This is a genomic window from Streptomyces sp. SudanB52_2052, assembly GCF_964272415.1.
GTDB lineage: Bacteria > Actinomycetota > Actinomycetes > Streptomycetales > Streptomycetaceae > Streptomyces > Streptomyces olindensis.
Map to the genome: position 1 here is coordinate 7,810,846 of NZ_OZ186796.1, position 24,028 is coordinate 7,834,873.

The following is a 24,028-nucleotide window of genomic DNA, read 5'->3' on the forward strand; positions in this document are numbered from 1 at the left end:
CGCAACACCCTCCTCATGGTTCGGTCCCCTCCATGGTGCCCCCGTTCTGCCTCCTGACGGTGCACACGACGACATGAGTACCGGATTTCCAGGGACCCTCGCTGGTCCACGAACCGGCTTCGTAGACGGACGGATCGAAGCCGTAGTCACGCGGGGCGACGTCCCGCGCGCACGCGGCGTCCGATGAGGTCCGGGCCTCGGCGAGCGTCACGTCGGCGCCCAGCCGGGTGAACCCGAGCACCTGTTCGTCGTACCGTCCGCCGCAGGGCACCAGCCGCACCTCCCGGTTCGAACGGACGTCCAGGCAGTCGCGCTTCTGCATGGTCGCGGTGTCGGCGAACGGCGTACCGAACCTACGCCGCTCCCCGAGCGGCCCGTACAGCGGCCCGTGCGCGCCGAGCACCAGGCAGGCGGTCCGCCGCCCGGCGGCCTCGAACCCGGCGCCGCTCGGCACGACGGCGTGGCCGCGGACATCGGCGAGCCGGTCCCGCAGCTCCCGCGTCCGCTCCTCGCACCGGGCCGGACCCAGCGTCCGCGCCTCCGCCACGGAGGCGGCCCCGACGAATCCCAGCACCTGCCCGTCGGGCGCCTTGTCCCGGCAGGTCGGGTCCAGGGTCAGCCGGGGCGTGCCGGCGAAGCGGCTCCCGCCGGGCCAGTCGGCGAGCACGCAGTCCCCCTCCGCGAGCGGCTTCCCCAGCCCGACGGCGTCTCCGTACGGCGTCACCGCCTCGCCGTCCGCGCGGTCGCCCAGCGCGTACCAGACGCCGCCCAGGGCGAGGGCCAGCCCGAGACCGCAGGCGGCGACGGCCCGGAGGGCGGAGGAGCGCCTGCGCCGCCGCGCGCCGGACGCGGCGACGACGGGTACGAGGCCGCCCGGCCCGGCCCCCGCCTCCCAGGGGGACGGCGACCCGGGATCGGTCCTGGTCCGCTCGTACGCCTCGGACCGGGACGCGACGAGCCCCGACAGCGCGGCCTCCGCCTCCGGCGCGGTCATCCGCAGGTCAGGATCCTTGGCGAGCAGTCCGCGCAGCACGGGCTCCAGCGCGCCGGCCCGCACCGGCGGGCGCGGTTCCTCCATGACCACCGCGGTGAGCGCCGCCACCTGGGACTCCCGCTCGAAGGGGCTGCGGCCCTCGACACCGAAGTACAGCGTGCAGCCGAGCGAGAACAGGTCCGCGGCGGGCGTCGGCGAGCCGCCGGACGCGCGCTCCGGCGCCAGATACCCCGCCGTGCCGACCAGGACGGACGCCTTGGTGTACCGCGTCTCACCGGCGTCCGGCTGCACCGAGATGCCGTAGTCGGTGAGCAGGACCCGCCCGTGGGGCGCGCCCGTGCGGTCCGGCGCGAGGAGGATGTTCGCCGGCTTCACGTCCCGGTGCATCACGCCCCGCTCGTGCCCGGCGGTCAGCGCGTCCAGCACGGCGAGGCCGACCCGGGCGCACTCGGCCGGGGCGAGCGGTCCGCGCCGGGCCACCAGCTCCCGCAGGTCGACGGCGCCCGTCACGTACTCCATGACGATCCACGGCAGGCCCTCGTGCTCCAGCACGTCGTGCACCGTCACCACGTGCGGGTGACCGCGCAGCCCGGCAGCGTGCCGGGCCTCCGCACGGGCCCGCGCGACCCGTGCCTCCCGCTCGTGACGCGCCTCGGCCGGGTCGCGGAACACGATCTCCTTCAGCGCGACCTCGCAGGCCAGTCTCTGGTCGTGGGCCAGCCAGACGTGCCCCATGCCGCCGCTGCCGAGCCGGTGCAGCAGCAGATAACGGCCGGCGATGACCCGGCCCGCTCCCGACGTCGCTGATCCTGAGGACATCCGGTGCCTCCCGAGGTCGGCGGGGCTGCTAAGGCGTGGCGCTCGTGGCGGGTGCGGTGGTCACCGGGGCGCTGCCGGCGCTGCCGGATTCCGGCGGTGAGCTGGTGGTCTGTGGCGGTGTGCTCGTGGTCTGTGGTGGTGGGTCGGTCGTGCGGGGTGGCTGGCTGGAGGCCTGTGGCGGTGGGCTGGACGGCCGTGGCGGCGGACTGGTCGTCCGGGGTGGTGCGCTGGTGCCCTTCGGCGGTGTGCCGGTGGCGCTCGGCGGTGAGCTGGTCACCGTAGGCGGGGCGCTGGTCACCGTAGGCGGTGCGCTGCTCCGGGGCGGCGTGCTCGCCGCGGGCGAGCCGGAGCCGGGCGGCGCGGCACTCGACGAGGGCGACTCGGAGCCGGGCGGCGCGGCACTCGACGAGGGCGACTCGGAGCCGGGCGGCGCGGCACTCGACGAGAGCGACTCGGAGCCGGGCGGCGCGGTACTCGACCGGGGCCGCTGCGAGGGCGGCTCCTGACTCGTCGCACCCGTGCTCGTGGGCCCGGCCCCGGTGGGCCCGCCACCCGTGCTCGTCGGCCCGGAACCGGCCGGGGGAGCCGGGGAAGCCGGGGGAGTGGCCACCCGCACCGTCACATACGCCCCGAACGGCAGCTCGGCCCCCGCCCCCGGCTCGGTCGCGGTGACCCGTGCCCGGTCCGGCGGCAGCCCCTCACTCCCGTACGCGATCGCCAGCCCCGCATCGGCCAGCCGTCGGCTCGCCTCCCCGAACGTCGTCCCGGCGAGACGCGGCACGGCCCGCCGCTCCGTCGCGTCGAAACGGGAGTCGGCCTCACCCGTCGTCCCGACGGGCCGCCGGATCCCCCGCTCGGCGTCCTCGACGTCGACGAGGGCGATCCGCTCCAGTTCCCGCGAGGCGGGTCGTACGACCACCACCTCGGCACGGTCGTAGCCCTGCCACTTCTCGTTTCCGTCCTCGAAGGTGACCGATATCCGGCCCGTGTCGCCTTCGAAAGGCAGCAGCGGATTTCCGCACGAACACTTGACCGACGGAAGTCCCTTCTCGTCGACGAGTACCGCGATTCCCGCCTGCAGCAAGGCGCGGAAGGGAACGGCCTTTCCTTTTTTGTAGTCGTGGTTCAGGGCGAGCGTGTCGTGACGCAGGAGAACAGGGGTGAGCCGGTCGAGATATCCCGGGATCTGGTCCGTACGGAGTTCCAGAGCGGTCGCCCACGCTCGTGCCTTCCCGGCATTGCGGGGCGCGGTCAGGAACCGCTTCAACCGCTCCACGTCACAGATCTTCGGCTGCTCGGTTCCCCCGTACAGCCCTGGCGTGTCACCCTGCTGGAGCCCGCTCGGCACCGGCCGCGACCGTACCCGTGCGTCTCTGCCGAGCCCGCTGTCCTCGGCGAAGAAGGGCGCCAGGGACGGCACCCCTGCGGCGATCGCCCTGACCTCGACCAAGGGCGCCCTCGCGTCACACCCCCCGAGCGCCAGCAGAAAGACGACCAGGACAGCGATCTTCCGCATCACCGCTCCCCCCTGCGGTTCCCCCCGACGCGTTTCATGCTACTGAAGGAAAATGCTGTTCATCCGGGTTGTGGAAAAAGAGCAGAGGGGGAGAAAAGAGCGGCCTGGGGAGACGGAGGAAATCAGTTCCCGCGTGCGTGCAGCGAGCTCAAATAGGCGTTGTACGCCTCGAGTTCCTTGTCCCCGTCGCGGTCGGCGGCCCGGTCCTTGCGCCGGGCCTGCCGCTGCTCCGATGCGTACCACTGGAACAGCAGGGCGATCAGCACCAGCACGGACGGGATCTCACTGAACGCCCAGGCGATGCCGCCCGCCGCGTTCTGGTCGGAGAGCGCCTCGATGCCGAGGGAGGCGGGCGGGTTCTTGAACGTCTCGACCATCGGCTCGGACGCCATCATCAGCGCGATCCCGAAGAACGCGTGGAACGGCATGCCCGCGAACAGCTCCAGCATCCGCATCAGATAGCCCGGCCGGTGCGGCCCCGGGTCCACGCCCATGATCGGCCAGAAGAACACCAGGCCGACGGCGAGGAAGTGCACCATCATCGCGATGTGCCCCGGCCTGGAGCCCATCAGGGTGTCGAACAGCGGCGTGAAGTACAGCCCGTACAGGCTCGCGATGAACAGCGGGATCGTGAACGCCGGGTGCGTGACGATCCGCATGTAACGGCTGTGCAGGAACTTCAGCAGCAGCTCGCGCGGCCCCTTGCGGCCCCGCCCCGCCGTGGGCAGCGCGCGCAGCGCCAGTGTGATCGGCGCCCCGAGCAGGATCAGGATCGGCGACACCATGCTGATCACCATGTGCTGGACCATGTGCACGCTGAACATGACCATGCCGTAGTCGTTCAGCTGCGTGCACATCATGAGCATGATGCTGAGGACGCCGATGGCGAAGGCGACGGTGCGTCCCACCGGCCACTTGTCCCCGCGTCGTACGAGCCGTACGACACCCCATCCGTACAGTGCGAGCCCGGCCAGGCAGGCGACGAGGAAGAACGGGTCAGCCGACCACTCCAGCCCTCGCCCCAGCGTGAACGGCGGCAGATCCATCGTCATGCCGTGCCCGCTGTGATCCATGTAGCCGGCTCCTGTTTCGTGGGGGTGTGCAGCAAGTTGTCCGCCCCCAAGAGTAGAACCGCCCCCGACCACACCAGTGACCGGGGGCAAGGTTCCAGGGACGCGGGGAACTGCGCGACAAGCCACGAACGGCCCGCACCCGCCGACTACGGCAGCCTCAGAGAACGGTCTCCGCCTCTTCGTACCGCTCGTCCGGCACGGTCTTCAGCGTCTCCACGGCTTCCGCCAGCGGCACCATCACTATGTCCGTGCCCCGCAGCGCGGTCATCTGCCCGAACTCCCCGCGATGCACGGCCTCCACCGCGTGCCACCCGAACCGCGTGGCCAGCACCCGGTCGTACGCGGTGGGCGTACCACCCCGCTGCACATGCCCGAGGATGACCGGCCGCGCTTCCTTCCCCAGCCGCCCCTCCAGCTCCACGGACAGCTGCCGCGCGATGCCCGCGAACCGCTCGTGCCCGTAGATGTCCTTGCCGCCCTCGTCGAACTCCATGGTCCCGGGGCGGGGCTTGGCCCCCTCCGCCGCCACCACGATCGCGAAGCGCTTGCCGGCCTCGAACCGCTCACCGACCCGCCGGGTCAGCTCCTCTATGTCGAAGGGCCGCTCGGGGACGACGATGGCGTGCGCGCCGGCCGCCATGCCGGAGTGCAGCGCGATCCAGCCGGTGTGCCGGCCCATGACCTCGACGACGAGGACCCGCTGATGGGACTCGGCGGTGGTCTTCAGCCGGTCCAGCGCCTCCGTCGCCACGCCGACGGCCGTGTCGAAGCCGAACGTGACGTCCGTGACCGCGATGTCGTTGTCGATGGTCTTCGGCACACCCACCACGGGCAGACCGCTGTCCGACATCAGCCGCGCGGCCTTGAGCGTGCCCTCGCCGCCGATGGGAATGATCGCGTCGAGGCCGAGCTCCTCGACATGGCCCTTGGCCCGCTCCACACCGTCCCGCAGATGGGAGGGCTGGACCCGGGAGGACCCGAGAATCGTGCCGCCGCGGGCGAGGATGCCGCCCACCGCGTCGAGGTCGAGCTTGAGGTAGTCGCACTCCAGGAGGCCCTTCCAGCCGTCCCGGAAGCCGATGACCTCGTCGCCGTGGTCGACGACGGCACGGTGCACGACGGACCGGATGACGGCGTTCAGGCCGGGGCAGTCGCCGCCGGACGTGAGGACACCAATGCGCATAGCCCGAATACCTTCTCAACGTGGGCCGGGGACCGGACCACGTTGTCCGGCTGGAATCCCCGCCACCCTAGCGGCATCGAGGGGCCGGACCGAAGCACGCGTCCGCCTGCTGGACGACCCCGCTCACCTGTGCGGATGTGCCGTCAGACGGGCTGTTGACCAGCAGGTTGACGCGTGTGCCGGGCCAGCTGCGACGACGTGCTCAGGCAGGCTGCTGCGCAGCTGTGTTCACGCAGGCTGCTGCGCAGCCGCGATGCGCTCGTTGCGCAGCGCCTCGTACCAGCGGTCGTCGGTCGGCGGCAGCGCGTTGACGTCGAGCGCCAGCTTCAGCAGCAGGTCCGCGATGAGCGGGTTGCGCGCGAGCACCGGACCGTGCATGTAGGTGCCGAACACGGTGTCGTTGTACGCGCCTTCCGTGCCGTCGCCCGTGCCGTTGCCGTTGCCCAGGCGCACCCGGGCCAGGGGGCGGGCGGTGGGGCCGAGGTGGGTGACGCCCTGGTGGTTCTCGAAGCCGGTCAGCGGGGGCAGACCGAGCCGCGGGTCGATGTCACCCAGCACGTCACCGACGCACCGCTCGCCCTCGCCGCGCACGGACACCACGTCCAGCAGGCCGAGGCCGGGCTCGCGCTGGCCGAGGTCGTTGATGAACTCGTGGCCGAGGATCTGGTAGCCGGCGCACACGGAGAACACGATGGCGCCGTTCTCCACGGCCCGGTGCAGTCCGCCGTCCCGGCGCAGCCGCTCGGCCGCGAGCCGCTGCGGACGGTCCTCGCCGCCGCCGATCAGGTAGATGTCGCCGGACGTCGGGATCGGCTGGTCGCTGCGCACGTCCAGCCGGGCCACGTCCAGGCCGCGCTGCCGGGCCCGGCGCTCCACGACGAGGGCGTTGCCCTGGTCGCCGTAGGTGCTGAGCAGGTCGGGATAGATCCAGACGATGCGCAGTTGGTTGTCGCTCACAAAAGTCCCCTGACGTCTCGTGCTCAGTTGCCGACGCGGCGGCGCAGGTCCTGGAACGCCGTGTAGTTGGCGATGACCTCGATCCGGCCCGGCGGGCACGCGGCCACGGCCTGGTCGAGGTTCTCGTAGACCTGGAAGTGCTGGTCGGCCACCTCCAGCCGCACCGCGAGGTCCAGCCGCCGGTCGCCGACGACACAGATCGGGTGGCCGGTCAGGCGCGTGTAGTCGACGTCCCACAGCCAGGAGGTGTCGGTGCCGTCGGCGGAGCGCGCGTTCACGGAGAGGATGACCGGGGCGGGCGGCGGGTCGATGAGGGAGAACGTCTCCAGCCAGCCGGCCGGGTTCTTCGCGAGCAGCAGCCGCAGGTCGCGGCCCTGGAACTGGACGACGTCGTACCGCCCGGCCACCGCCTGCACCTGGTACATGCGCTCCAGCGCGACCTGCGGCGGCACCCCGAACACGGCGGCGACGGCGGCCGAGGAGGCGGCGTTGGCCTTGTTGGCGCGGCCGGGCAGCTGGAGGTGGATCGGCCAGGCCGAGCCGTGCGGGTCGAGGACGTGGTCGCCGGACAGGGCCCAGCTCGGCGTCGGGCGGCGGAAGCCGCACTCACCGCAGTACCAGTCGTCGCCCGGGCGCTGCATGACGCCGCCGCAGGACGGGCAGGACCAGGCGTCGTCCTTCCACATCTGGCCGGCGGCGACCCAGATCACGTTGGGGGAGGACGACGCCGCCCACACCACCAGCGGGTCGTCGCAGTTGGCCACGACCACGGCCTTCGAACCCGCAAGCCCTTCCCGCCAGTTCTCGGCGAGCATGCGGGTCTCGGCGGCGCGGTCGAGCTGGTCGCGGGAGAGGTTGAGCAGGGCGATGCACTTCGGGGCGGTGTCCCGGGCGACGCCGGCCAGGTACTTCTCGTCGACCTCGATGACGCCGTACCGGGCGTCCGAGCCACCGGCGAGCGCCGAGGTGATGCCGGCTGGCATGTTGGCGCCGAGCGCGTTGGAGACGACCGGGCCCGCCGCGCGCAGGGCCTCGGCGATGAGCCGGGTGGTCGTGGTCTTGCCGTTGGTTGCCGAGACCAGGATCACGTCCAGGTTCTGGGCGAGCCGGGCGAGGAGGTCGGGGTCGAGCTTGAGTGCCACCCGGCCGCCGATCACCGAACCGCTGCCGCGTCCAGCGGCGCGGGATGCCGCTGCGACCGCCTTGCCCGCGGTCACGGCCAGCTTGGCCCGCGGCGAAAGCGGGTCCGAGTTGCCTGCCATCAGTTCTCGATCCTCCTTGCGTACGCGCCGCGCCTGAAGCCTGACGGCCACGTGGTGTGGACCTCAGCCTATCGAGATCCCTTCGCACTCCCGAACCGCGGCACTGTGGGGAACTCGTGCGGGAGGCGCGGGCCGACAGGGACCTTACTCTTGCCGCCATGCGACACAGCTCCATCCCCGGCGCCCACGGCCGCGTGAGACCCCTCACGCTGCACGGCGACCCGCTGCTGCACACGCCCTGCGCGGAGGTCACCGACTTCGGCCCCGAACTGGCCCGCCTCGTCGACGACTTGTTCGCGACCATGTACGCCGCCCGGGGCGTCGGCCTGGCCGCCAACCAGATCGGCGAGCCGCTGCGGGTCTTCGTCTACGACTGCCCCGACGACGAGGACGTCCGTCACGTCGGTCACCTCGTCAACCCGCGTCTCGTCGAGACGGACGGGGTGGTGATCCGCGGCCCGGAGGGCTGCCTGTCCCTCCCGGGCCTGGAAGCGGGCACGGAGCGGTACGACCACGCGGTGGTCGAGGGCTTCACCGTGACCGGCGACCCGGTCACGATCCACGGCACGGGATTCTTCGCCCGCTGCCTGCAGCATGAGTGCGACCACTTGGAGGGCCGCATCTACGCGGACCACCTGAGCGGCTGGCGCCGGCGCAAGCTGATGCGCCAGGTGGCCAGGGCTTCCTGGCGCCGAGCCGAGTAGTTCAGGGGCGCGGGGCTGTATTGATTTGCGGCTCCGCCGCGTGGGCGCGAACAACCCCACCCACCGTCAGCCGAAACGCGACGGTCAGAACCCCGGACCCCCCACCCGATCCCCCGCAGCCGCGAGCCGACCCCACAACAGGTCGGCAAGACTGCGCACCAACTCCGCACGGGAACACGGCCGTTCCCCCAGCCACCAGTCCCCGGCGGCATGCATCATGCCGACGATCCCGTGCCCCCACACCCGCGCGAGCTGCTGCCCGCCCGGCCCGAGATCCAGCCGCTCCTCGATGACCTGCGCCAGCTCCTCACCCATCCGCCGCAGCAACGGCGCACTGTGCTTGCCGACGTCGAACCCCTGGTCCCCCGGCTGGCTCCCCTCCGCCGGGTGCATCAGGAACCGGTACACCTGGGGCCGCGCCTCGATCGCCGCGAGGTACGTGTCCAGCGTCGCCTCGACCCGCTCCCGCCGGTCCGCCGGCGCGTCCAGCGCCGCCCGCAGCGAGTCCAGCAACGCGTCCGTGTGCCGCTTGGCAAGGGCCGCGTAAAGTCCGCCCTTGTCGCCGAAGTGACGGTAGAGAATCGGCTTGGTGATGCCGGCCTCCGCCGCGATCGCGTTCATCGAGGCCTGCGGGCCGTCGCGCAGCACCACCCGGTCGGCGGCCTCCAGCAGCTCACGCCGTCGGCGGTCGGCGGACCGTTGCTGGTCGGTCCGCTGCGTGGTGTCCATGTGCTCTCCCCACCCGTGCTGTATCGATGACGCCTGCGCAAACTAACACTGAAGCATGCCCCGGACACCGAAAGGGTGCCGACCGGTCGGTAGGAGTTGACGCGGACTACCCACCGGTAACAGACTGGTGTTACCGCAAGTAACATGCACGTGTGCCGCTGGAGGGGACGACATGGCCGAGTTCACCATGGAGCTCAACGACGAACAGAAGGAGGTCCGGGACTGGCTCCACGGCTTCGCGGCCGATGTGATCCGCCCCGCGGCCGCCGAATGGGACGAGCGTGAGGAGACTCCCTGGCCGGTCATCCAGGAGGCCGCCAAGGTCGGCATCTACTCCCTGGACTTCTACGCCCAGCAGTACTTCGACCCCACCGGCCTCGGCATCCCCATGGCGATGGAGGAGCTGTTCTGGGGCGACGCGGGCATAGCCCTGTCCATCGTCGGCACCGGCCTCGCCGCGGTCGGCGTCCTCGCCAACGGCACCGAGGAGCAGATCGGCACCTGGATCCCCCAGATGTACGGTGACGCCAACGATGTCAAGGTCGCCGCCTTCTGCTCCTCCGAGCCCGACGCCGGCTCCGACGTCGCCTCCATGCGCACCCGGGCCGTGTACGACGAGGCCAAGGACGAGTGGGTCATCAACGGCACCAAGACCTGGGCGACCAACGGCGGCATCGCCAACGTCCACGTCGTCGTCGCGGTCGTCGACCCCGAACTCGGCTCCAAGGGCCACGCCTCCTTCATCATCCCGCCGGGCACCGAGGGTCTGTCCCAGGGGCAGAAGTTCAAGAAGCACGGCATCCGCGCCTCGCACACCGCCGAGGTCATCCTCGACAATGTGCGCGTCCCCGGCTCCTGCCTCCTCGGCGGGAAGGAGAAGCTCGACGAGCGGCTGGCCCGGGCCCGCGAGAAGGCCAGGCAGGGCGGGGAGCGCGTGAAGAACGCGGCCATGGCCACCTTCGAGGCCTCGCGCCCGGCCGTCGGCGCCATGGCGGTCGGCACCGCCCGCGCCGCGTACGAGGTCGCCCTCGACTACGCCGTGACACGGGAGCAGTTCGGCCGGCCGATCATCGACAACCAGGGCGTCGCCTTCCAGCTCGCGGACATGCGCACCTCCATCGACGCGGCCCGGCTCCTCGTCTGGCGCGCCTCCTGGATGGCGATCAACGGCAAGCCGTTCACCGCCGCCGAGGGCTCGATGTCCAAGCTCTTCGCCAGCGAGACCGCGAAGAAGGTCACGGCCCAGGCGATCCAGATCCTGGGCGGCAACGGCTACACCCGGGAGTACCCGGTGGAGCGGATGCACCGCGACGCGGCCATCTACACCATCTTCGAGGGCACCAGCGAGATCCAGCGTCTGGTGATCGCCCGGACGTTGTCGGGCAAGCCGATCCGCTGACGCGGTGAAAGGGCCCCCTCCGGTACGGAGGGGGCCCTTTTCCATGTGCGCACAGGGCGGACGTCAGGACGGGCTGCCGGGTTGCCTCAGACGCCTGATTTTTTTCGGTGAACCGTGCAACCATGCATTTCCTTTGCGAGTCCTTCACTTACGTGTCACAGAACCCTGGGGGGATCATGAGCAACTACAGCCGCATCAGGCTCACCGCGGCAGCGGCGGCCGTCATCGGCGCACTCACCGTCACCGCCTGCGCGGGCTCCGGCGATTCCGTCGTCGACAAGCCCAAGGCGAAGGCCTCCGCCAACGCCGACAGCGGGCAGCAGAAGGCCAAAGAGGCCAAGGAGGCCGCCAAGAAGGAGGCCGCACCCGAGGTCGCCGAGACCGGCGACACCCTCGCCCTGAAGGGCATGGAGGACGGCAGCAAGCTCGACGTCACCGTCGTCAAGGTCGTCGACAACGCCAAGTCCAGCGACGAGTTCACCGCTCCGGAGTCCGGCAACCGGTGGCTCGCCGTGCAGTTCCAGCTGGTCAACACCGGAACCAAGGCCTACACGGACAGCCCGCAGAACGGCGCCCAGGTCGCCGACGACCAGGGCCAGCAGTTCCAGACGACCTTCGCCGAGGTCACCGCCGGCCCGTCCATGTCGTCCGCCGTCCGGCTCAAGCCCGGCGCCAAGGCGCTGGGGTGGATCGTGTTCGAGGTGCCGAAGGCCTCGAAGGTGGCCACCGTCCAGTTCGCGATGGACTCCGGCTTCGCCGAGCAGACCGGCGAGTGGAAGCTCACCTGACGTCCGCCGGCCGTTCGGCGACGCCCGCCGGTCCCCACCGGTGCCTGAGAGGCGTCAGCTGTTCGATGTCGTAGCGGGCCCATCTTGGCCGGGGTGTCCGTCGGGTTGGCGAACGCGTGCGGGCACCCCGGGGGTACGACGATCACCGTTCCCGGGGTGGCCCGCACCACGCGGTTGCCCGACGTGGACTCCCACTTCTGCCAGTTGTCGGGGGTGCGGACCCGCGGCTCGAAGGCGAGGACGCCCAACTCGGGCCGGAGGGTCAGCGGCAGTTGGGGGTGGTCGGCGTGGCGCTCACGCGCCAGCTCCAGCGTCTCCTCCATCGTGATCACGTGCTCTGGAACGGACACCGAGGGTCTGCACGAAGTCGCCATGAACCGTGCCTGCTTTCGCCTCCCGGAAGGCCCTTCGCCCCCCGGTCAGAAGGTGGTTCACCTCAGGGGGTGGTCCATCCACGATCACCCGGTGGGGCCGATCTCGCGCCGGACTACTCCGTCTCGGGGACGCCGTGTCAGGCTCGTCCCCGGACCCTCACGACGGAGGACGCGATGACGCACACGGCCAGGGACCTGCTGACGACGACCACGGCGACCCTCGCCCCGGACCCGAACGCCAACCCTCTGGTCCCCCGGATCGCCGCCGGCACGGCACCCCGAGCCACCCTCGCCGCGCTCGCCCTGGAACAGACCTGGGTGATCCCGGCGGACCGCCGGGCGTTCGAGTTTCTGGCGGAGCGCTCGGCCGTGACCGACCCGGAGGCTGCGGCCTTCTTCACGACCCTGGCGCAGGGCGAGGCCCTGGCGGGTGAGCGGCTGACGGCGTTCGCACGAGCGTGCGGTGCGGACGAGGCCTCGTACGAGCCGCTCCCGGGCTGCCAGGCCTACCCCGCATACGTCGCCTGGCTGGCCCTCAACGCCTCACCGCCGGACGTGGTCCTGGCGCTTACGGCCAACTTCTCGGCGTGGGGCGGCTACTGTGCCACGATCGCGACGGCACTGCGCGACCACTACGGCTTCACCGACGAGGCCTGCGCCTTCTTCGACTTCTTCGCCGAGCCGTCACCCGACCTGGACCGGCTGGCGACGGCAGCGGTGCAGGCAGGGCTGGACACGGGGCGACTGGACGAGATGAGCGCGTGTCGATACGGCCGCCTACTACAAACCTACGAGGCCATGTTCTGGAACGCGCTGAGTGCAACTCCTTAGGGGCGCGGGGCTGTGTCGACTCGCGGCTCCGCCGCGTGGGCGCGACCAGCCACAACGCACCCGCACTCGCCCCGCTACGTCCCGCTCCCACTGCTGTGCGCGATGCAAGCCACATCAATCCGATCGGCCAGCTTCGCCAGCTCGATGGCCAACTCGGCAACCGTGTCCTCGTCGAGCCCCGACTCCCCGCCCTCCACCAGCCGCACCCACCGACCCCCCACGGTCCGCAACAGCTTGCTGACATCCGCCGCAGCCACCTGCAGGGTCCCGCGGTCGTCGACGATCAGAGGCAGAGTCACTTCGCGGTTCACAGACGGGATCGTAGCCCCGCAACACTCACGCACCGTGCCAAACGGTGGTGATGTTGCAGAACTCGCGGATTCCGTGCCCGGACAGCTCACGCCCGTACCCGGACCGCTTCACACCGCCGAACGGGAACGCCGGATGCGAGGCCGTCATCCCGTTGAAGAACACCCCTCCGGCCTCCAGATCCCGGACGAACCGGTCCACCTCGCCCTCGTCCCGCGTCCACACGTTCGAACTCAGTCCGAACGGCGAGTCGTTCGCGATCAGCACGGCCTCGTCCAGGTCGGCCGCCCGGTACAGCGTCGCCACGGGCCCGAACGCCTCCTCCCGGTGGATCCGCATCTCCCGGGTGATGCCGGCGAGGACCGTCGGCGCGTAGTACCAGCCGGGCCCGTCCGGCCGTTCGCCACCGCACAGCACCTGCGCTCCACCGCGCACCGCGTCGTCGACCAGTTCCTCCAGGTCGCGCAGCCCCTGCTCGCTGGAGAGCGGCCCGACCTCGGTGTCCTCGGCCAGCGGGTCGCCGACCTTCAGCGCCCTCATGCCCTCCGCGAACCGCTCGGCGAAGGCGTCGTAGACGTCCGCGTGCACGATGAACCGCTTCGCGGCGATGCAGGACTGCCCGGTGTTCTGCACGCGCGCGGTCACCGCGACCTTCGCGGCCCGGTCCAGATCGGCCGAGGGCATGACGACGAAGGGGTCGCTGCCGCCCAGCTCCAGCACCGTCTTCTTGACCATCTCCCCGGCGGTGGAGGCGACCGCACGCCCCGCCGGCTCGCTGCCGGTGAGTGTGGCGGCCTTGACGCGCTCGTCGCGCAGGATGTCGTCGACCGCGGCGGAACCGATCAGCAGGGTCTGGAAGCAGCCCTCCGTGAAGCCCGCCCGGTGGAAGAGATCCTCCAGGTAGAGGGCGGTCTGCGGGACGTTCGAGGCGTGCTTGAGCAGACCCACGTTCCCCGCCATCAGCGCGGGCGCGGCGAAGCGCACCACCTGCCACAGCGGGAAGTTCCACGGCATGACCGCCAGTACCGGCCCCATCGGCCGGTAGCGCACCCGCACCCGCGAGGCGCCGGAGTCCTTCACGTCGGCGTCGGCGGGCTCCTCGTCGGCGAGCAGCTCCTCGGCGTGGTCGGCGTACCAGCGCATCGCCTTGGCGCACTTCGCCGCCTCGGCCCGGGCCTGCTGGATCGGCTTGCCCATCTCGGTGGTCAGCACGCGGGCGATGTCCTGCTGGTCCTCGTCCAGGAGGTCGGCGGCCCGGTGCAGCAGCCGGGCCCGCTCGCCGAAGGTCGTCGTCCGGTACGTGCGGAACGTGGCCTCCGCGAGCTGGAGCCGGCGCTCGATCTCCACCTCGCCCATGGCCTCGTACGTCCTGAGCGTCTCGCCGTTCGCCGGGTTCACCGTTGCGATGGGCATGGCTGACCTCCCTCAAAGCGGGCTGTGTCTCGACCTTCCCGCGCGGCGGGGCGGACCGCAACGCGGGAGCGTCTCCTCAGGGCGAGTGCTCCGCCAGGCGGTCGAGAAACGCCGCCTGTGCCTTGACGATCACCGCGCGGGCCCGGTCGATGCCGAACCACGCCACCCGGTCCAGCTCGGGGAACTCCTGGAGCTTCCCCGAGCGCGGCGGCCACTCCATCCGGAACGTGCCGGGCGCGATCGTCGCCGGGTCGAGGTCCGCCTCGACCGCCCAGGCCGTGACGATCTTGCCGCCGGTCTGCCGGACCTCGCCCAGGGCGATCGCCTCACCGTCCGGCGGGGGCAGCCCCAGCTCCTCCGCGAACTCGCGGCGGGCGGCCGCCCAGGCCGACTCGTCGGGCTCGTACTCGCCCTTGGGGAGGGTCCACGCCCCGGCGTCGCGGCGGGCGAAGAACGGGCCGCCCATGTGGCCGAGCAGCACTTCGAGGCCGCCGTCGGTGTGGTGGAAGAGCAGCAGTCCGGCACTGCGCTTCACGGGCTCACCTCCGGGTGCGCGGCCAGCAGCGTCTCGACCGTGTCGGCGTCCTCGGGGCGCTTGTCCTCGCGGTAGCGGACCACACGGGCGAAGCGGAGGGTGACGCCGGCCGGGTAGCGGGTGGAGCGCTGCAGCCCGTCGTAGGCGATCTCCACGACGAGTTCCGGGCGGACGGTCACGACGTGGCCGTTGTCGTCGACGGCGAGCTGCCGGAGCCGTTCGGTCTGCCAGGTGAGCATCGCGTCGGTCATGCCCTTGAAGGTCTTGCCGAGCATGGCGAGGCCGCCGTCGGCGGTGCGGGCGCCGAGGTGGAGGTTGGAGAGCTTGCCGGTGCGGCGGCCGTGGCCCCACTCGGCGGCCAGGACGACCAGGTCGAGGGTGTGCACGGGCTTGACCTTGAGCCAGGAGGCGCCGCGCCGGCCCGCACTGTAGGGGGCGTCGAGCGCCTTGGCCACGACACCCTCGTGGCCGCGCTCCAGGGTCTCGGCGAGGAACTCCTCCGCCGCGGGCGTGTCGTCCGGGCCGGACACCAGGGTGCGCCGCACCCGCATCGGCTCGGGGACCAGACGGGCCAGCTCGGCGTGCCGCTCGGCGAACGGCAGGTCGAGCAGGTCGCGGCCGTCGACGGACAGCGCGTCGAAGAAGACGGGGGAGACCGGGACCGCGCGGGCGGCCGTCGACACGTCCGTGCGGGAGCCGACGCGTCCGGCGGTCTCCTGGAACGAGCGGGGGCGTCCGCTCTCGTCGAAGGAGATCACCTCGCCGTCCAGGATGAACCGCTCGCCCCGCAACTCCCGTGCGGCGGACGTCACTTCGGGCAGGCGGTCGGTGATGTCGTCGAGGGTGCGGGTGTAGAGGCGCACGGTGTCGCCGTCCCGGTGCACCTGGACGCGGATGCCGTCCAGCTTCTCCTCGACCGCGCAGGCGCCGAGCTTGACCACCGCCTCCGCCACCGAGGAGGCGCTGTGCGCCAGCATCGGCAGGACCGGACGGCCGACGGTGAGGCGGAAGCGGTCCAGGGCGGCGGGGCCGTCCGCGAGCAGGGCCTCGGCGACCGCCTGGAGGGAGCCGGCGAGCATCACAGCCCGCCGTACGTCGGCGGGGGGCGCCCCGGTCGCCTGGGCCAGTCCCTCGACGGCGACGGCGTCCAGCGCGCCCTGCCGCACCTCGCCGGTGAGCAGCCCGAGCAGGAACCGCTGCTCGTCCGCGGTGGCGGCGCCCATCAACTCACCGACCAGACGGGTGCGTTCCGCCTGGGAGCCGGGGCCGGAGACCTCGGCGAGCGCCGACAGCCGGGCGTCCACGTCCCGCACGGTCAGGGCCGGCTCGGCGGCCGGGGCGACCGGGCGGCTCAGCACCTTCCAGCCGACGCCGATCCGGCCCTGCGGCAGCCGCCCGGCCAGGTACGGGATGACGATCGGCACGTCGTCCGCCTCGGCGTCCCGGAAGAGCTCCGCGAGCAGGGCCGTCTTCCGGGACCGCGCCGAGGTGGCGGCGACCTCCTGGGACACTCGGGCCAGCCGGTGCAGCAGCATGCAGCCATGGTGCACCCGAGGCGATGCCTCTACACCTGGTCTCCACCTCCGCTACGCCTGGGCGGCCGCGTCGAGGTCCGTCATCAGCAGATCCCCGACGATGGCCGACGCGGCCCGGTACCCGCCGCTCGCGGCGTGCACGACCTGCTCGGCGAAGCCGATCGCGTTGCCCGCGGCCCACACGCCCGGCACGCTCGTCAGGCCGTTCCCGTCGACCACCGGGTACGCGCCGAACGGCGTCTCGTGCAACTCGGCGCCCAGCCGCTCGAGCAGCCCCGTCTGCGGCACCGGCCGCGGGGCGGTGAACACCACCGAGCGGGCGTGCGTCGTACCGTCCGCGAGCCGGACGCCGGTGAGCCGGTCGTCCTCGACCACCAGTCCGGCGACCTCCCCGGGCACCACGTCGACCCCGGCCGCGGCGAGCCGGCGCAGATCCTGGTCGGACAGCTCCTCCTCGGCGACCGTGTGCAGGAAGAGCCGCACGTCCTTCGACCACTGCGACACCATCAGCGCCTGGTGCGCGCTCGCCGGGCTGGTCGCGAGCACCCCGAACGGCTGGTCGCGCACCTCCCAGCCGTGGCAGAACGGGCAGTGCAGCACGTCCCGGCCGAACCGCTCGGCGATCCCGGGGACGGCGGGCAGCTCGTCCCTCAGCCCCGTCGCGACCACCAGCCGCCGCGCCCGCACGGTCCGGCCGCCGGCCAGCACCACGGAGAAGTCCTCGCCCCTCTCCACGTCCACCACCCGGTCCCGCACCAGCTCCACGCCGTACCGCGCGATCTCCTCCCGGCCGGCCGCGAGGAACTCGGCGGGCGGCATGCCGTCCCGCGACAGGTAGCCCTGCATGTGGGCTGCGGGGGCGTTGCGCGGCTCGCCCGCGTCGACGACCAGCGTGCGGTGCCGGGCCCGCCCCAGCACCAGTGCCGCGCTCAGGCCCGCGGCACCCCCGCCGACGACGACCACTGCGTACTTCTCGGTCATGGTGACCACCTCCGCCCCCGAGGTTCGCCCCGGCGGTACGGGATTGACAAACGCGTTTGCCGAACCTGCAATACGAGCATGACGACGGACGAGGTACTCGCGGGCGTGGGCCCCCGGCTGCGGCAGATGCGCAAGGACCGGGAGGTGACCCTGGCGGCGCTCTCGGAGGCCACCGGCATCTCCGTCAGCACCCTGTCGCGACTGGAGTCGGGCCTGCGCAAACCCAGTCTCGAGCTGCTGCTGCCGATCGCGCGCGCCCACCAGGTGGCGCTGGACGAGCTGGTCGGAGCACCGCCGGCCGGCGATCCGCGGGTGCGGTCGAAGCCGATCGTGATGGGCGGCCGCACCCTCTGGCCGCTCACCCGGCAGCCCGGCGGCCTCCAGGCCTACAAGGTGCTCGAACCCCAGCGCAGGCAGGAGCCGGACCCGCGCACCCATGAGGGCTACGAGTGGCTGTACGTGCTCTCCGGGAAGCTGCGCCTGGTGCTGGGCGAGCACGACGTGGTGCTCACGGCGGGGGAGGCCGCCGAGTTCGACACCCGTGTGCCGCACTGGTTCGGGTCGACGGGGGAGGGGCCGGCGGAGTTCCTCAGCCTGTTCGGGCCGCAGGGGGAGCGGATGCACGTGCGGGCGCGGCCCAAGCGGTCGTGACGCACGCGATACCGGAGGGCGGGACTCTTCCTTCGAAGACGGTTCCCTGATCGGCAAGCGACCGCTTAGTATGCGAACCGACCCCGGTCAGACGAAGCAGTCCCCCGTGGAGGCCCCGCATGCAGGCATGGCACGTGCACGAGAACGGCGAGCCGAGCGAGGTGATGCGCCTCGAGGAGGCGGAGCCGCCTATCCCCGGCGACGGCCAGGTCCTGCTGAAGGTGCGCGCCGCGAACATCAACTTCCCCGACGCCCTGCTGTGCCGGGGGCAGTACCAGGTCAGGCCGCCGCTGCCGTTCACCCCGGGCGTGGAGATCTGCGGCGAGACCGAGGACGGCCGCCGTGTCATCGCCAACCCGGCGCTGCCCCACGGCGGCTTCGCCGAGTACGCCGTCGCGGACGCCGCCGCCCTGCTGCCCGCGCCGGACGCCCTCGACGACGCCGAGGCCGCCGCCCTGCACATCGGCTACCAGACCGGCTGGTTCGGCCTCCACCGCCGGGCCGCCCTGCAGGCCGGGGAGACCCTGCTCGTCCACGCTGCCGCAGGAGGGGTCGGCAGCGCGGCCGTGCAGCTCGGGAAGGCCGCCGGCGCCACCGTCATCGGTGTCGTCGGCGGCTCCGGGAAGGTGGCCGTCGCCAAGGACCTGGGCTGTGACGTGGTCATCGACCGGCGCGCCGAGGACGTCGTCGCCGCCGTGAAGGACGCCACCGGCGGCCGGGGCGCCGACGTGATCTACGACCCCGTCGGCGGCGAGGCCTACGCCCAGTCCACCAAGGTCGTCGCCTTCGAAGGCCGGATCGTCGTCGTCGGCTTCGCCAGCGGCTCGATCCCCAGCCCGGGCCTGAACCACGCCCTGGTGAAGAACTACTCGATCCTGGGCCTGCACTGGGGCCTGTACAACACCAAGGACCCGAAGCTGGTCCGGCACTGCCACGAGCGGCTCACCGAGCTGGCCGCCCGAGGCGCCATCAAGCCGCTGGTCAGCGAGCGCGTGCCGCTCGGCGGTGCCGCCGACGCCGTGCAGAAGGTCGCCGACGGCCGCACCACCGGCCGCGTCGCCGTCGTCCTGGAGGGAGCAGCATGACCGACGCCGAGGAACTGCGCCGCCGCACCCGGGAGTTGCTGGCCGCGCACCCGCCGGCATCGACCGACCGCCTGGACTTCCTCCGGGCCCGCTTCGACGCCGGCCTCGCCTGGGTGCACTACCCCGAGGGACTCGGCGGACTCGGTGCCCCCCGCTCCCTGCAGGCCGTCGTGGACGCCGAGCTGGAGGCGGCCGGCGCCCCTGACAACGACCCGCGCCGCATCGGCATCGGCCTCGGCATGGCCGCCCCGACCATCCTGGGCTTCGGCACCGAGGAGCAGAAGCGGCGGTTCCTCAGGCCGCTGTGGACGGGGGAGGAGGTCTGGTGCCAGCTGTTCAGCGAGCCCGGCGCCGGATCCGACCTCGCCGCGCTCGGCACCCGGGCCGTCCGGGAGGGCGACGACTGGGTGGTCAACGGGCAGAAGGTCTGGACGTCCAGCGCCCATGTCGCCCGCTGGGCGATCCTCATCGCCCGCACCGACCCGGACGTGCCCAAGCACCGCGGCATCACGTACTTCGTGTGCGACATGACCGACCCGGGCGTCGAGGTGCGCCCGCTGCGGCAGATCACCGGCGAGGCCGAGTTCAACGAGGTGTTCCTCACCGACGTCCGCATCCCGGACACACACCGCCTCGGCGCGGTCGGCGAGGGCTGGAAGGTCGCCCAGACCACGCTGAACAACGAGCGCGTGGCCATCGGCGGCATGCGACTGCCCCGCGAGGGCGGCATGATCGGCCCGGTCTCGAAGACCTGGCGCGAACGCCCCGAGCTGCGCACCCACGACCTCCACCAGCGGCTGCTGAAGCTGTGGGTGGAGTCCGAGGTCTCCCGCCTCACCGCCGAGCGGCTCCGCCAGCAGCTCGTCGCGGGCCAGCCCGGCCCCGAGGGCGCCGGCATGAAGCTGGCCTTCGCCCGCCTCAACCAGGAGATCAGCGGCCTGGAGGTGGAACTCCTCGGCGAGGAGGGCCTGTTGTACGACGACTGGACCATGCGGCGCCCGGAGCTGGTCGACTTCACCGGCCGCGAGGCCGGCTACCGCTACCTGCGCTCCAAGGGCAACAGCATCGAGGGCGGGACCAGCGAGGTCCTGCTCAACATCGTCGCCGAGCGGGTCCTCGGCCTGCCCGCCGAGCCGCGCACCGACAAGGACGTCGCATGGAAGGACCTGGCCCGGTGAAGAACGAGCGCGACCTGTTGTACTCGGAAGAGGAAGAGGCGCTGCGCGCCGCGGTCCGCGACCTGCTCGCCGACCAGTGCGACGCGCCCGGCGTCATCGCCCGCACCGAGTCGGACACCCCGCACCACCTGGCGCTGTGGAAGACGCTCACCGACGGCATGGGCCTCGCGGGCCTGCTGGTGCCCGAAGCGCTGGGCGGCCAGGGCGCCACCCACCGGGAAGCCGCCGTGGTGCTGGAGGAACTGGGCCGTGCGGTGGCGCCCGTGCCGTACCTGACGAGCGCGGTCGTCGCCACCGAGGCACTGCTCGCCTGCGGCACCGACGACCTGCTCCGTGAGCTGGCGTCCGGGACGTCGATCGGCGTGCTCGCGGTCGCCCTCAACGTGGCACCGGGCGCCGCCCACAAGCTCGTCCGGCACGACGACGGCGTACTGAGCGGCGAACTGACCGGCATCGCGGACGCGGCCGTCGCGGACGTGCTGCTCGTGCCCGCCGACGACGGCGGCCTGTACGCGGTCGACGCCACCGCCGCGACCGTCACACCCCAGACCTCCCTGGACCTGACCCGGCCGCTCGCGACCGTCACCCTGGACGGGGTCCGGGGCCGTCTCCTCGGCGACGCCGAGCCCGCCGTCCGCCGGGCCCTGCGCGCCGGAGCCGGACTGCTCGCCTCCGAGCAGTTCGGCCTGGCCGACCGGTCGCTGACGGAAACCGTCCGCTACCTGAAGGAACGCAAGCAGTTCAACCGGCCCGTCGGCGGCTTCCAGGCGCTCAAGCACCGGCTGGCCCAGCTGTGGCTGGAATCCGTCAACCTCCGCGCGGCCGCCCGCAACGCCGCCGACGCCCTGGCCACCGGCGAGGACGCCGACATGGCCGTCACCGTCGCCCAGGCCTACGCGGCGCCGGTCGCCGTCCACGCCGCCGAGGAGGCCCTGCAGCTGCACGGCGGCCTCGGCATGACCTGGGAGCACCCCGCGCACCTGTACCTCAAGCGCGCCAAGGCCGACTCCCTCGCCTACGGCACCGCCGGCGCCCACCGGGAGGCACTGGCCGCACTGGTCGACCTCCAGGCCCCCTGACGTACACCGGCCCGACACCCGGCAACAGCCCGCGGACAACCCGGAGAAGCCCGTCCCACCTGGGGCGGGCTTTTCCGTGCGCCCCTCCCGGGTGAAGTGAACACACGGCGGCAGTCCGGCCAACTCCGCGCGCGGGCCTGCTTCTTGTGCCTGCCGGCAGCCCATACTCGCAGGGTTCCCGTACGGCACTTCCAGGGAGGCAGAGCATGGCCCTCACCACCCGTCGCAGAGCCCTCACCACCCTCGGCGCGGCCTTCGCGGGCGCGGTCGCCCTGCCGGCCGCCGACGCGCTGGCCGGTGAACGGCGGCACGGGCCCCGCCCGTTGTGGCGCGCCCACGCCCACAACGACTACGAGCACCCGCGCCCGCTGTTCGACGCACTCGACCACCGCTTCGGCAGCGTCGAGGCCGACATCTACCTCGTCGGCGACCAGCTGCTCGTCGCCCACGACCCGGAGGACCTCGACCCCGCCCGCACCCTGGAGTCCCTCTACCTCGACCCGCTCGCCGCCCGCGTCCGGGCCAACCGGGGGTCCGTGTACCGGGGGTACCGGGGCTCGCTGCAACTGCTCATCGACATCAAGACCGAGGGCTCGTCGACGTACCTCGAACTCGACCGCCATCTGCGCCGCTACCGGCACCTGTTCACCACGTACGCCCACGGCCGCGTCCACCGCGGCCCGGTCACCGCCGTGATCTCCGGCGACCGGGCGGCCCGCGCCCCCATGGAGGCCCAGTCCGTCCGGCGCGCCTTCTACGACGGCCGCCTCGCCGACCTCGGCGGCCAGGCCCCGGCCTCCTTCATCCCGCTGATCAGCGACAACTGGACGCTCAACTTCACCTGGCGGGGCGTGGGCGCCTTCCCCGACGCCGAGCGGCAGAAGCTGCGGGGCATCATCGCGACCGCCCACCAGCGGGGCCAGCGGGTGCGGTTCTGGGCGACCCCGGACCTGGCCGGACCCGCCCGGGACGCCCTGTGGTCCGAACTGCTCGCCGCGGACGTCGACCACCTCAACACCGACGACCTCGCCGGCCTGGAGGCGTTCCTCGACGCCCGTCGGGCGGCGTAGGTCCCGGCGCGGACACCACACGTTCGGCGGACAGGTCAGCCGCACGGACGAACCCTCCGCTACGCCACACTTACGGCCGAACGCCGTGAACCGGACAAGGCGGCGTGGCGGAGGAGTCGACGATGGCCATTTCCATCTCTGTGGTGCTGCTGCTCGTGATCCTGGCGGTGATCTTCCTGCGCAACGGCGGGCTGAAGGTTTCCCACGCGCTGGTCTGCCTCCTGCTGGGCTTCTACCTGGCCAGCACCAGCATCGCCCCCACCATCCACAGCGGCCTCACGGCGACGGCGGACATCGTGAGCAGTCTGCGGCCCTGAGGTTCACGTCCCCGAGAACACGCCGATGCCGTTCGGGACGGCCCGTTCGGCGCCGCCGCTCGGGTGGTTTCGCACGGAGACGGTGCTCGCGCCCGCCTTCCGGGCGACCAGCGTCGACGAACCGCCGCCGTCCAGGCTGAAGACGTCGTCCGAGCCCAGCTTCCGCATGGTGCCCGCCACTTCGGCGATCGTCAGGCCGGTGCGGTAGGCGGCGGCGCCGTCCAGCGCGAGCAGCAGCACGCGCCGCCCGCCGTCGGCGATCCCGACAGCCGTACGGACCGCCGAGGTGGTGTCGTCGAGCCCCGGCAGCGGCCGGCCGCCCGTGAGAACCGGGTAGCCGCCGAGGGCGAGGCGGTACGGGGTGCCGCTGGTGGCCGCCACGAGAGCGTGCTCGACCTCGACCGTCTCACCGGTGGAGAACTTCCGCAGCTGCTGGGCGCCCGCCTCCCGGCCGACCAGCACGGCGGTCCCCGCGGCGATCGGACCGCTGCCCGGGGTGTCGGCGGCCGACACGACCTTGCCGTCGCGGACCGTCACCTCATAGGTGTCCGTGCTGCACGGCGCCGCGCGGTCCGTGTCCGTGCCGCACGTGGCGCGCACCCGGGAGGCGCTGCCCCAGTCGGAGGTGAACGCGCCGACGGAACCCACCGGCAGTGCGTACTGGTTGAGCCCGCCGAGCGGCAGTTGCGTCTCGGCCGTGCGGACCGAGCCCCGCAGCGCCAGCCGGTCCAACCGGGCCCGCCCGTCGGTGCCCACGCCGAACACGTCCTCGGTGGACGTGCCGGGTGGCAGCGCCGGCCCGAAACGCTGGCCGTTCGGCACGGCCGCCTTGAGCGTCCGCCCGGCCGCGATCGCCGGACCCACACTCGCGCCGGTCGCCTCCACGCCCGGGTGCTGCGTCTCGGTGATGTTGAAGAAGTCGCCGTTGACCCCGGCGACCGCTCCCTGCGCGTCGGCCATCCGCGAGACCTGCGCGCGCGAGGCCACCGCCCCGGGGTACAGCAGCTCGACCCGGACGTTCGGATGAGCCAGGTCGACCCTCAGCACATGCGCGTGCGTCAGCCCCTTGGCCGCCTTGATGTCGAACTCCTGGTACGTGACGCCCGGCGCGACCCGAACGCCCTTCTGGACGGCGCCGGCCGGTGCCGCCCCCGCCAGGGCCGCACCGGCCAGTGCTCCGAACGCCGCGAGGAAGGCCAGTACCGCTCTGCCTGCTCCCCGCCGTGTGTGACGGCCTGTCACCGTG

23 protein-coding genes and 3 pseudogenes are annotated in these 24,028 nt (G+C 72.2%); 11 read left to right on the forward strand and 15 right to left on the reverse strand.

Going from position 1 to position 24,028, the window contains the following annotated elements:
* Positions 1-13: 13 nt before the first annotated feature.
* On the reverse strand, positions 14-1,813 hold the full coding sequence (locus tag ACSUPV_RS35165) for a serine/threonine-protein kinase (protein WP_382614226.1): 1,800 nt from the start codon (positions 1,811-1,813) through the stop codon (positions 14-16).
* A 44-nt stretch (positions 1,814-1,857) separates the two neighbouring features.
* Between ACSUPV_RS35165 and ACSUPV_RS35170 the strand changes: the two genes are divergently transcribed.
* Entirely contained in the window at positions 1,858-2,319 is a 462-nt protein-coding gene (locus tag ACSUPV_RS35170; RefSeq protein ID WP_436950004.1) for a hypothetical protein, read from the forward strand.
* A 158-nt stretch (positions 2,320-2,477) separates the two neighbouring features.
* Here the strand turns inward: ACSUPV_RS35170 and ACSUPV_RS35175 are convergent.
* The 5 genes and pseudogenes from ACSUPV_RS35175 to ACSUPV_RS35195 all read right to left on the reverse strand — a co-directional run.
* Positions 2,478-3,329, reverse strand: a pseudogene (locus ACSUPV_RS35175) (DUF6777 domain-containing protein); the annotation flags it as partial.
* Between the two features lie 122 nt (positions 3,330-3,451).
* Entirely contained in the window at positions 3,452-4,402 is a 951-nt protein-coding gene (locus ACSUPV_RS35180) for a cytochrome c oxidase assembly protein (protein WP_037765656.1), read from the reverse strand.
* 157 nt (positions 4,403-4,559) lie between these two features.
* Positions 4,560-5,585, reverse strand: a complete 1,026-nt coding sequence (locus tag ACSUPV_RS35185; protein ID WP_031114961.1) for a 6-phosphofructokinase — start codon at positions 5,583-5,585, stop codon at positions 4,560-4,562.
* A gap of 228 nt (positions 5,586-5,813) precedes the next feature.
* Positions 5,814-6,542 (reverse strand): type 1 glutamine amidotransferase, encoded by a 729-nt coding sequence (locus ACSUPV_RS35190; RefSeq protein ID WP_031114960.1) that lies wholly within the window; start codon positions 6,540-6,542, stop codon positions 5,814-5,816.
* Between the two features lie 23 nt (positions 6,543-6,565).
* On the reverse strand, positions 6,566-7,804 hold the full coding sequence (locus ACSUPV_RS35195) for a MurT ligase domain-containing protein (RefSeq protein WP_037765659.1): 1,239 nt from the start codon (positions 7,802-7,804) through the stop codon (positions 6,566-6,568).
* Between the two features lie 158 nt (positions 7,805-7,962).
* Between ACSUPV_RS35195 and def the strand changes: the two genes are divergently transcribed.
* A complete protein-coding gene (gene def / locus ACSUPV_RS35200) occupies positions 7,963-8,508 on the forward strand; it encodes a peptide deformylase (protein WP_037765661.1) in 546 nt (181 codons plus the stop codon).
* Between the two features lie 84 nt (positions 8,509-8,592).
* Here def and ACSUPV_RS35205 read toward each other — a convergent pair whose 3' ends face one another.
* Positions 8,593-9,237 (reverse strand): TetR family transcriptional regulator, encoded by a 645-nt coding sequence (locus ACSUPV_RS35205; protein ID WP_031114958.1) that lies wholly within the window; start codon positions 9,235-9,237, stop codon positions 8,593-8,595.
* Between the two features lie 172 nt (positions 9,238-9,409).
* Between ACSUPV_RS35205 and ACSUPV_RS35210 the strand changes: the two genes are divergently transcribed.
* Both ACSUPV_RS35210 and ACSUPV_RS35215 read left to right on the forward strand, forming a co-directional pair.
* A complete protein-coding gene (locus ACSUPV_RS35210; RefSeq protein WP_037765664.1) occupies positions 9,410-10,636 on the forward strand; it encodes an acyl-CoA dehydrogenase family protein in 1,227 nt (408 codons plus the stop codon).
* 176 nt (positions 10,637-10,812) lie between these two features.
* Positions 10,813-11,424 carry a DUF4352 domain-containing protein gene (locus ACSUPV_RS35215; RefSeq protein WP_436949233.1) on the forward strand — a complete coding sequence of 204 codons (612 nt, stop codon included), beginning with the start codon at positions 10,813-10,815 and terminating at the stop codon, positions 11,422-11,424.
* A gap of 80 nt (positions 11,425-11,504) precedes the next feature.
* Here the strand turns inward: ACSUPV_RS35215 and ACSUPV_RS35220 are convergent.
* Positions 11,505-11,684: pseudogene (locus ACSUPV_RS35220) on the reverse strand (cupin domain-containing protein); the annotation flags it as partial.
* Positions 11,679-11,798: pseudogene (locus ACSUPV_RS35225) on the reverse strand (type III polyketide synthase); the annotation flags it as partial. The pseudogenes ACSUPV_RS35225 and ACSUPV_RS35220, both read right to left, overlap by 6 nt.
* A gap of 174 nt (positions 11,799-11,972) precedes the next feature.
* On the opposite strand from ACSUPV_RS35225, the gene ACSUPV_RS35230 reads away from it, so the two are divergent.
* The gene (locus tag ACSUPV_RS35230; protein WP_037765668.1) at positions 11,973-12,629 is read left to right on the forward strand and encodes a transcriptional regulator; all 657 of its coding nucleotides are present in this window, start codon (positions 11,973-11,975) and stop codon (positions 12,627-12,629) included.
* Positions 12,630-12,703: 74 nt separating this feature from the next.
* On the opposite strand, the gene ACSUPV_RS35235 is transcribed toward ACSUPV_RS35230, so the two are convergent.
* The 5 genes from ACSUPV_RS35235 to ACSUPV_RS35255 form a co-directional block, all read right to left on the reverse strand.
* Entirely contained in the window at positions 12,704-12,940 is a 237-nt protein-coding gene (locus tag ACSUPV_RS35235; protein WP_078650951.1) for a DUF6213 family protein, read from the reverse strand.
* Positions 12,941-12,965: 25 nt separating this feature from the next.
* Positions 12,966-14,351, reverse strand: a complete 1,386-nt coding sequence (locus ACSUPV_RS35240; RefSeq protein ID WP_382614219.1) for an NADP-dependent succinic semialdehyde dehydrogenase — start codon at positions 14,349-14,351, stop codon at positions 12,966-12,968.
* A 76-nt stretch (positions 14,352-14,427) separates the two neighbouring features.
* Positions 14,428-14,886: an NUDIX domain-containing protein gene (locus tag ACSUPV_RS35245; RefSeq protein ID WP_031114952.1), complete on the reverse strand. Its 459-nt coding sequence runs from the start codon at positions 14,884-14,886 to the stop codon at positions 14,428-14,430.
* Positions 14,883-16,421 carry an ATP-dependent DNA ligase gene (locus ACSUPV_RS35250; RefSeq protein WP_436949234.1) on the reverse strand — a complete coding sequence of 513 codons (1,539 nt, stop codon included), beginning with the start codon at positions 16,419-16,421 and terminating at the stop codon, positions 14,883-14,885. Before ACSUPV_RS35250 ends, ACSUPV_RS35245 begins: the two co-directional genes overlap by 4 nt.
* A gap of 51 nt (positions 16,422-16,472) precedes the next feature.
* Complete coding sequence (locus ACSUPV_RS35255) at positions 16,473-17,402, reverse strand: NAD(P)/FAD-dependent oxidoreductase (protein ID WP_031114950.1); 930 nt, start codon at positions 17,400-17,402, stop codon at positions 16,473-16,475.
* Between the two features lie 78 nt (positions 17,403-17,480).
* Between ACSUPV_RS35255 and ACSUPV_RS35260 the strand changes: the two genes are divergently transcribed.
* The 6 genes from ACSUPV_RS35260 to ACSUPV_RS35285 all read left to right on the forward strand — a co-directional run bounded on the left by ACSUPV_RS35260 (position 17,481) and on the right by ACSUPV_RS35285 (position 22,782).
* Positions 17,481-18,053 (forward strand): helix-turn-helix domain-containing protein, encoded by a 573-nt coding sequence (locus ACSUPV_RS35260; protein ID WP_031114949.1) that lies wholly within the window; start codon positions 17,481-17,483, stop codon positions 18,051-18,053.
* Between the two features lie 119 nt (positions 18,054-18,172).
* Positions 18,173-19,138 carry an NADPH:quinone oxidoreductase family protein gene (locus tag ACSUPV_RS35265; RefSeq protein WP_359791442.1) on the forward strand — a complete coding sequence of 322 codons (966 nt, stop codon included), beginning with the start codon at positions 18,173-18,175 and terminating at the stop codon, positions 19,136-19,138.
* Positions 19,135-20,316, forward strand: coding sequence for an acyl-CoA dehydrogenase family protein (locus ACSUPV_RS35270; protein ID WP_382614214.1), 1,182 nt, complete (start codon positions 19,135-19,137; stop codon positions 20,314-20,316). The genes ACSUPV_RS35265 and ACSUPV_RS35270 overlap by 4 nt, the downstream gene beginning before the upstream one ends.
* Positions 20,295-21,395 carry an acyl-CoA dehydrogenase family protein gene (locus ACSUPV_RS35275; RefSeq protein WP_031114946.1) on the forward strand — a complete coding sequence of 367 codons (1,101 nt, stop codon included), beginning with the start codon at positions 20,295-20,297 and terminating at the stop codon, positions 21,393-21,395. Before ACSUPV_RS35270 ends, ACSUPV_RS35275 begins: the two co-directional genes overlap by 22 nt.
* A 206-nt stretch (positions 21,396-21,601) precedes the next feature.
* Positions 21,602-22,465 (forward strand): phosphatidylinositol-specific phospholipase C/glycerophosphodiester phosphodiesterase family protein, encoded by an 864-nt coding sequence (locus tag ACSUPV_RS35280; protein ID WP_031114945.1) that lies wholly within the window; start codon positions 21,602-21,604, stop codon positions 22,463-22,465.
* Between the two features lie 122 nt (positions 22,466-22,587).
* Positions 22,588-22,782, forward strand: coding sequence for a hypothetical protein (locus ACSUPV_RS35285; protein WP_031114944.1), 195 nt, complete (start codon positions 22,588-22,590; stop codon positions 22,780-22,782).
* Between the two features lie 3 nt (positions 22,783-22,785).
* Here the strand turns inward: ACSUPV_RS35285 and ACSUPV_RS35290 are convergent, their stop codons facing one another.
* Entirely contained in the window at positions 22,786-24,024 is a 1,239-nt protein-coding gene (locus ACSUPV_RS35290) for a phosphodiester glycosidase family protein (RefSeq protein WP_436949236.1), read from the reverse strand.
* Positions 24,025-24,028 lie beyond the last annotated feature (4 nt).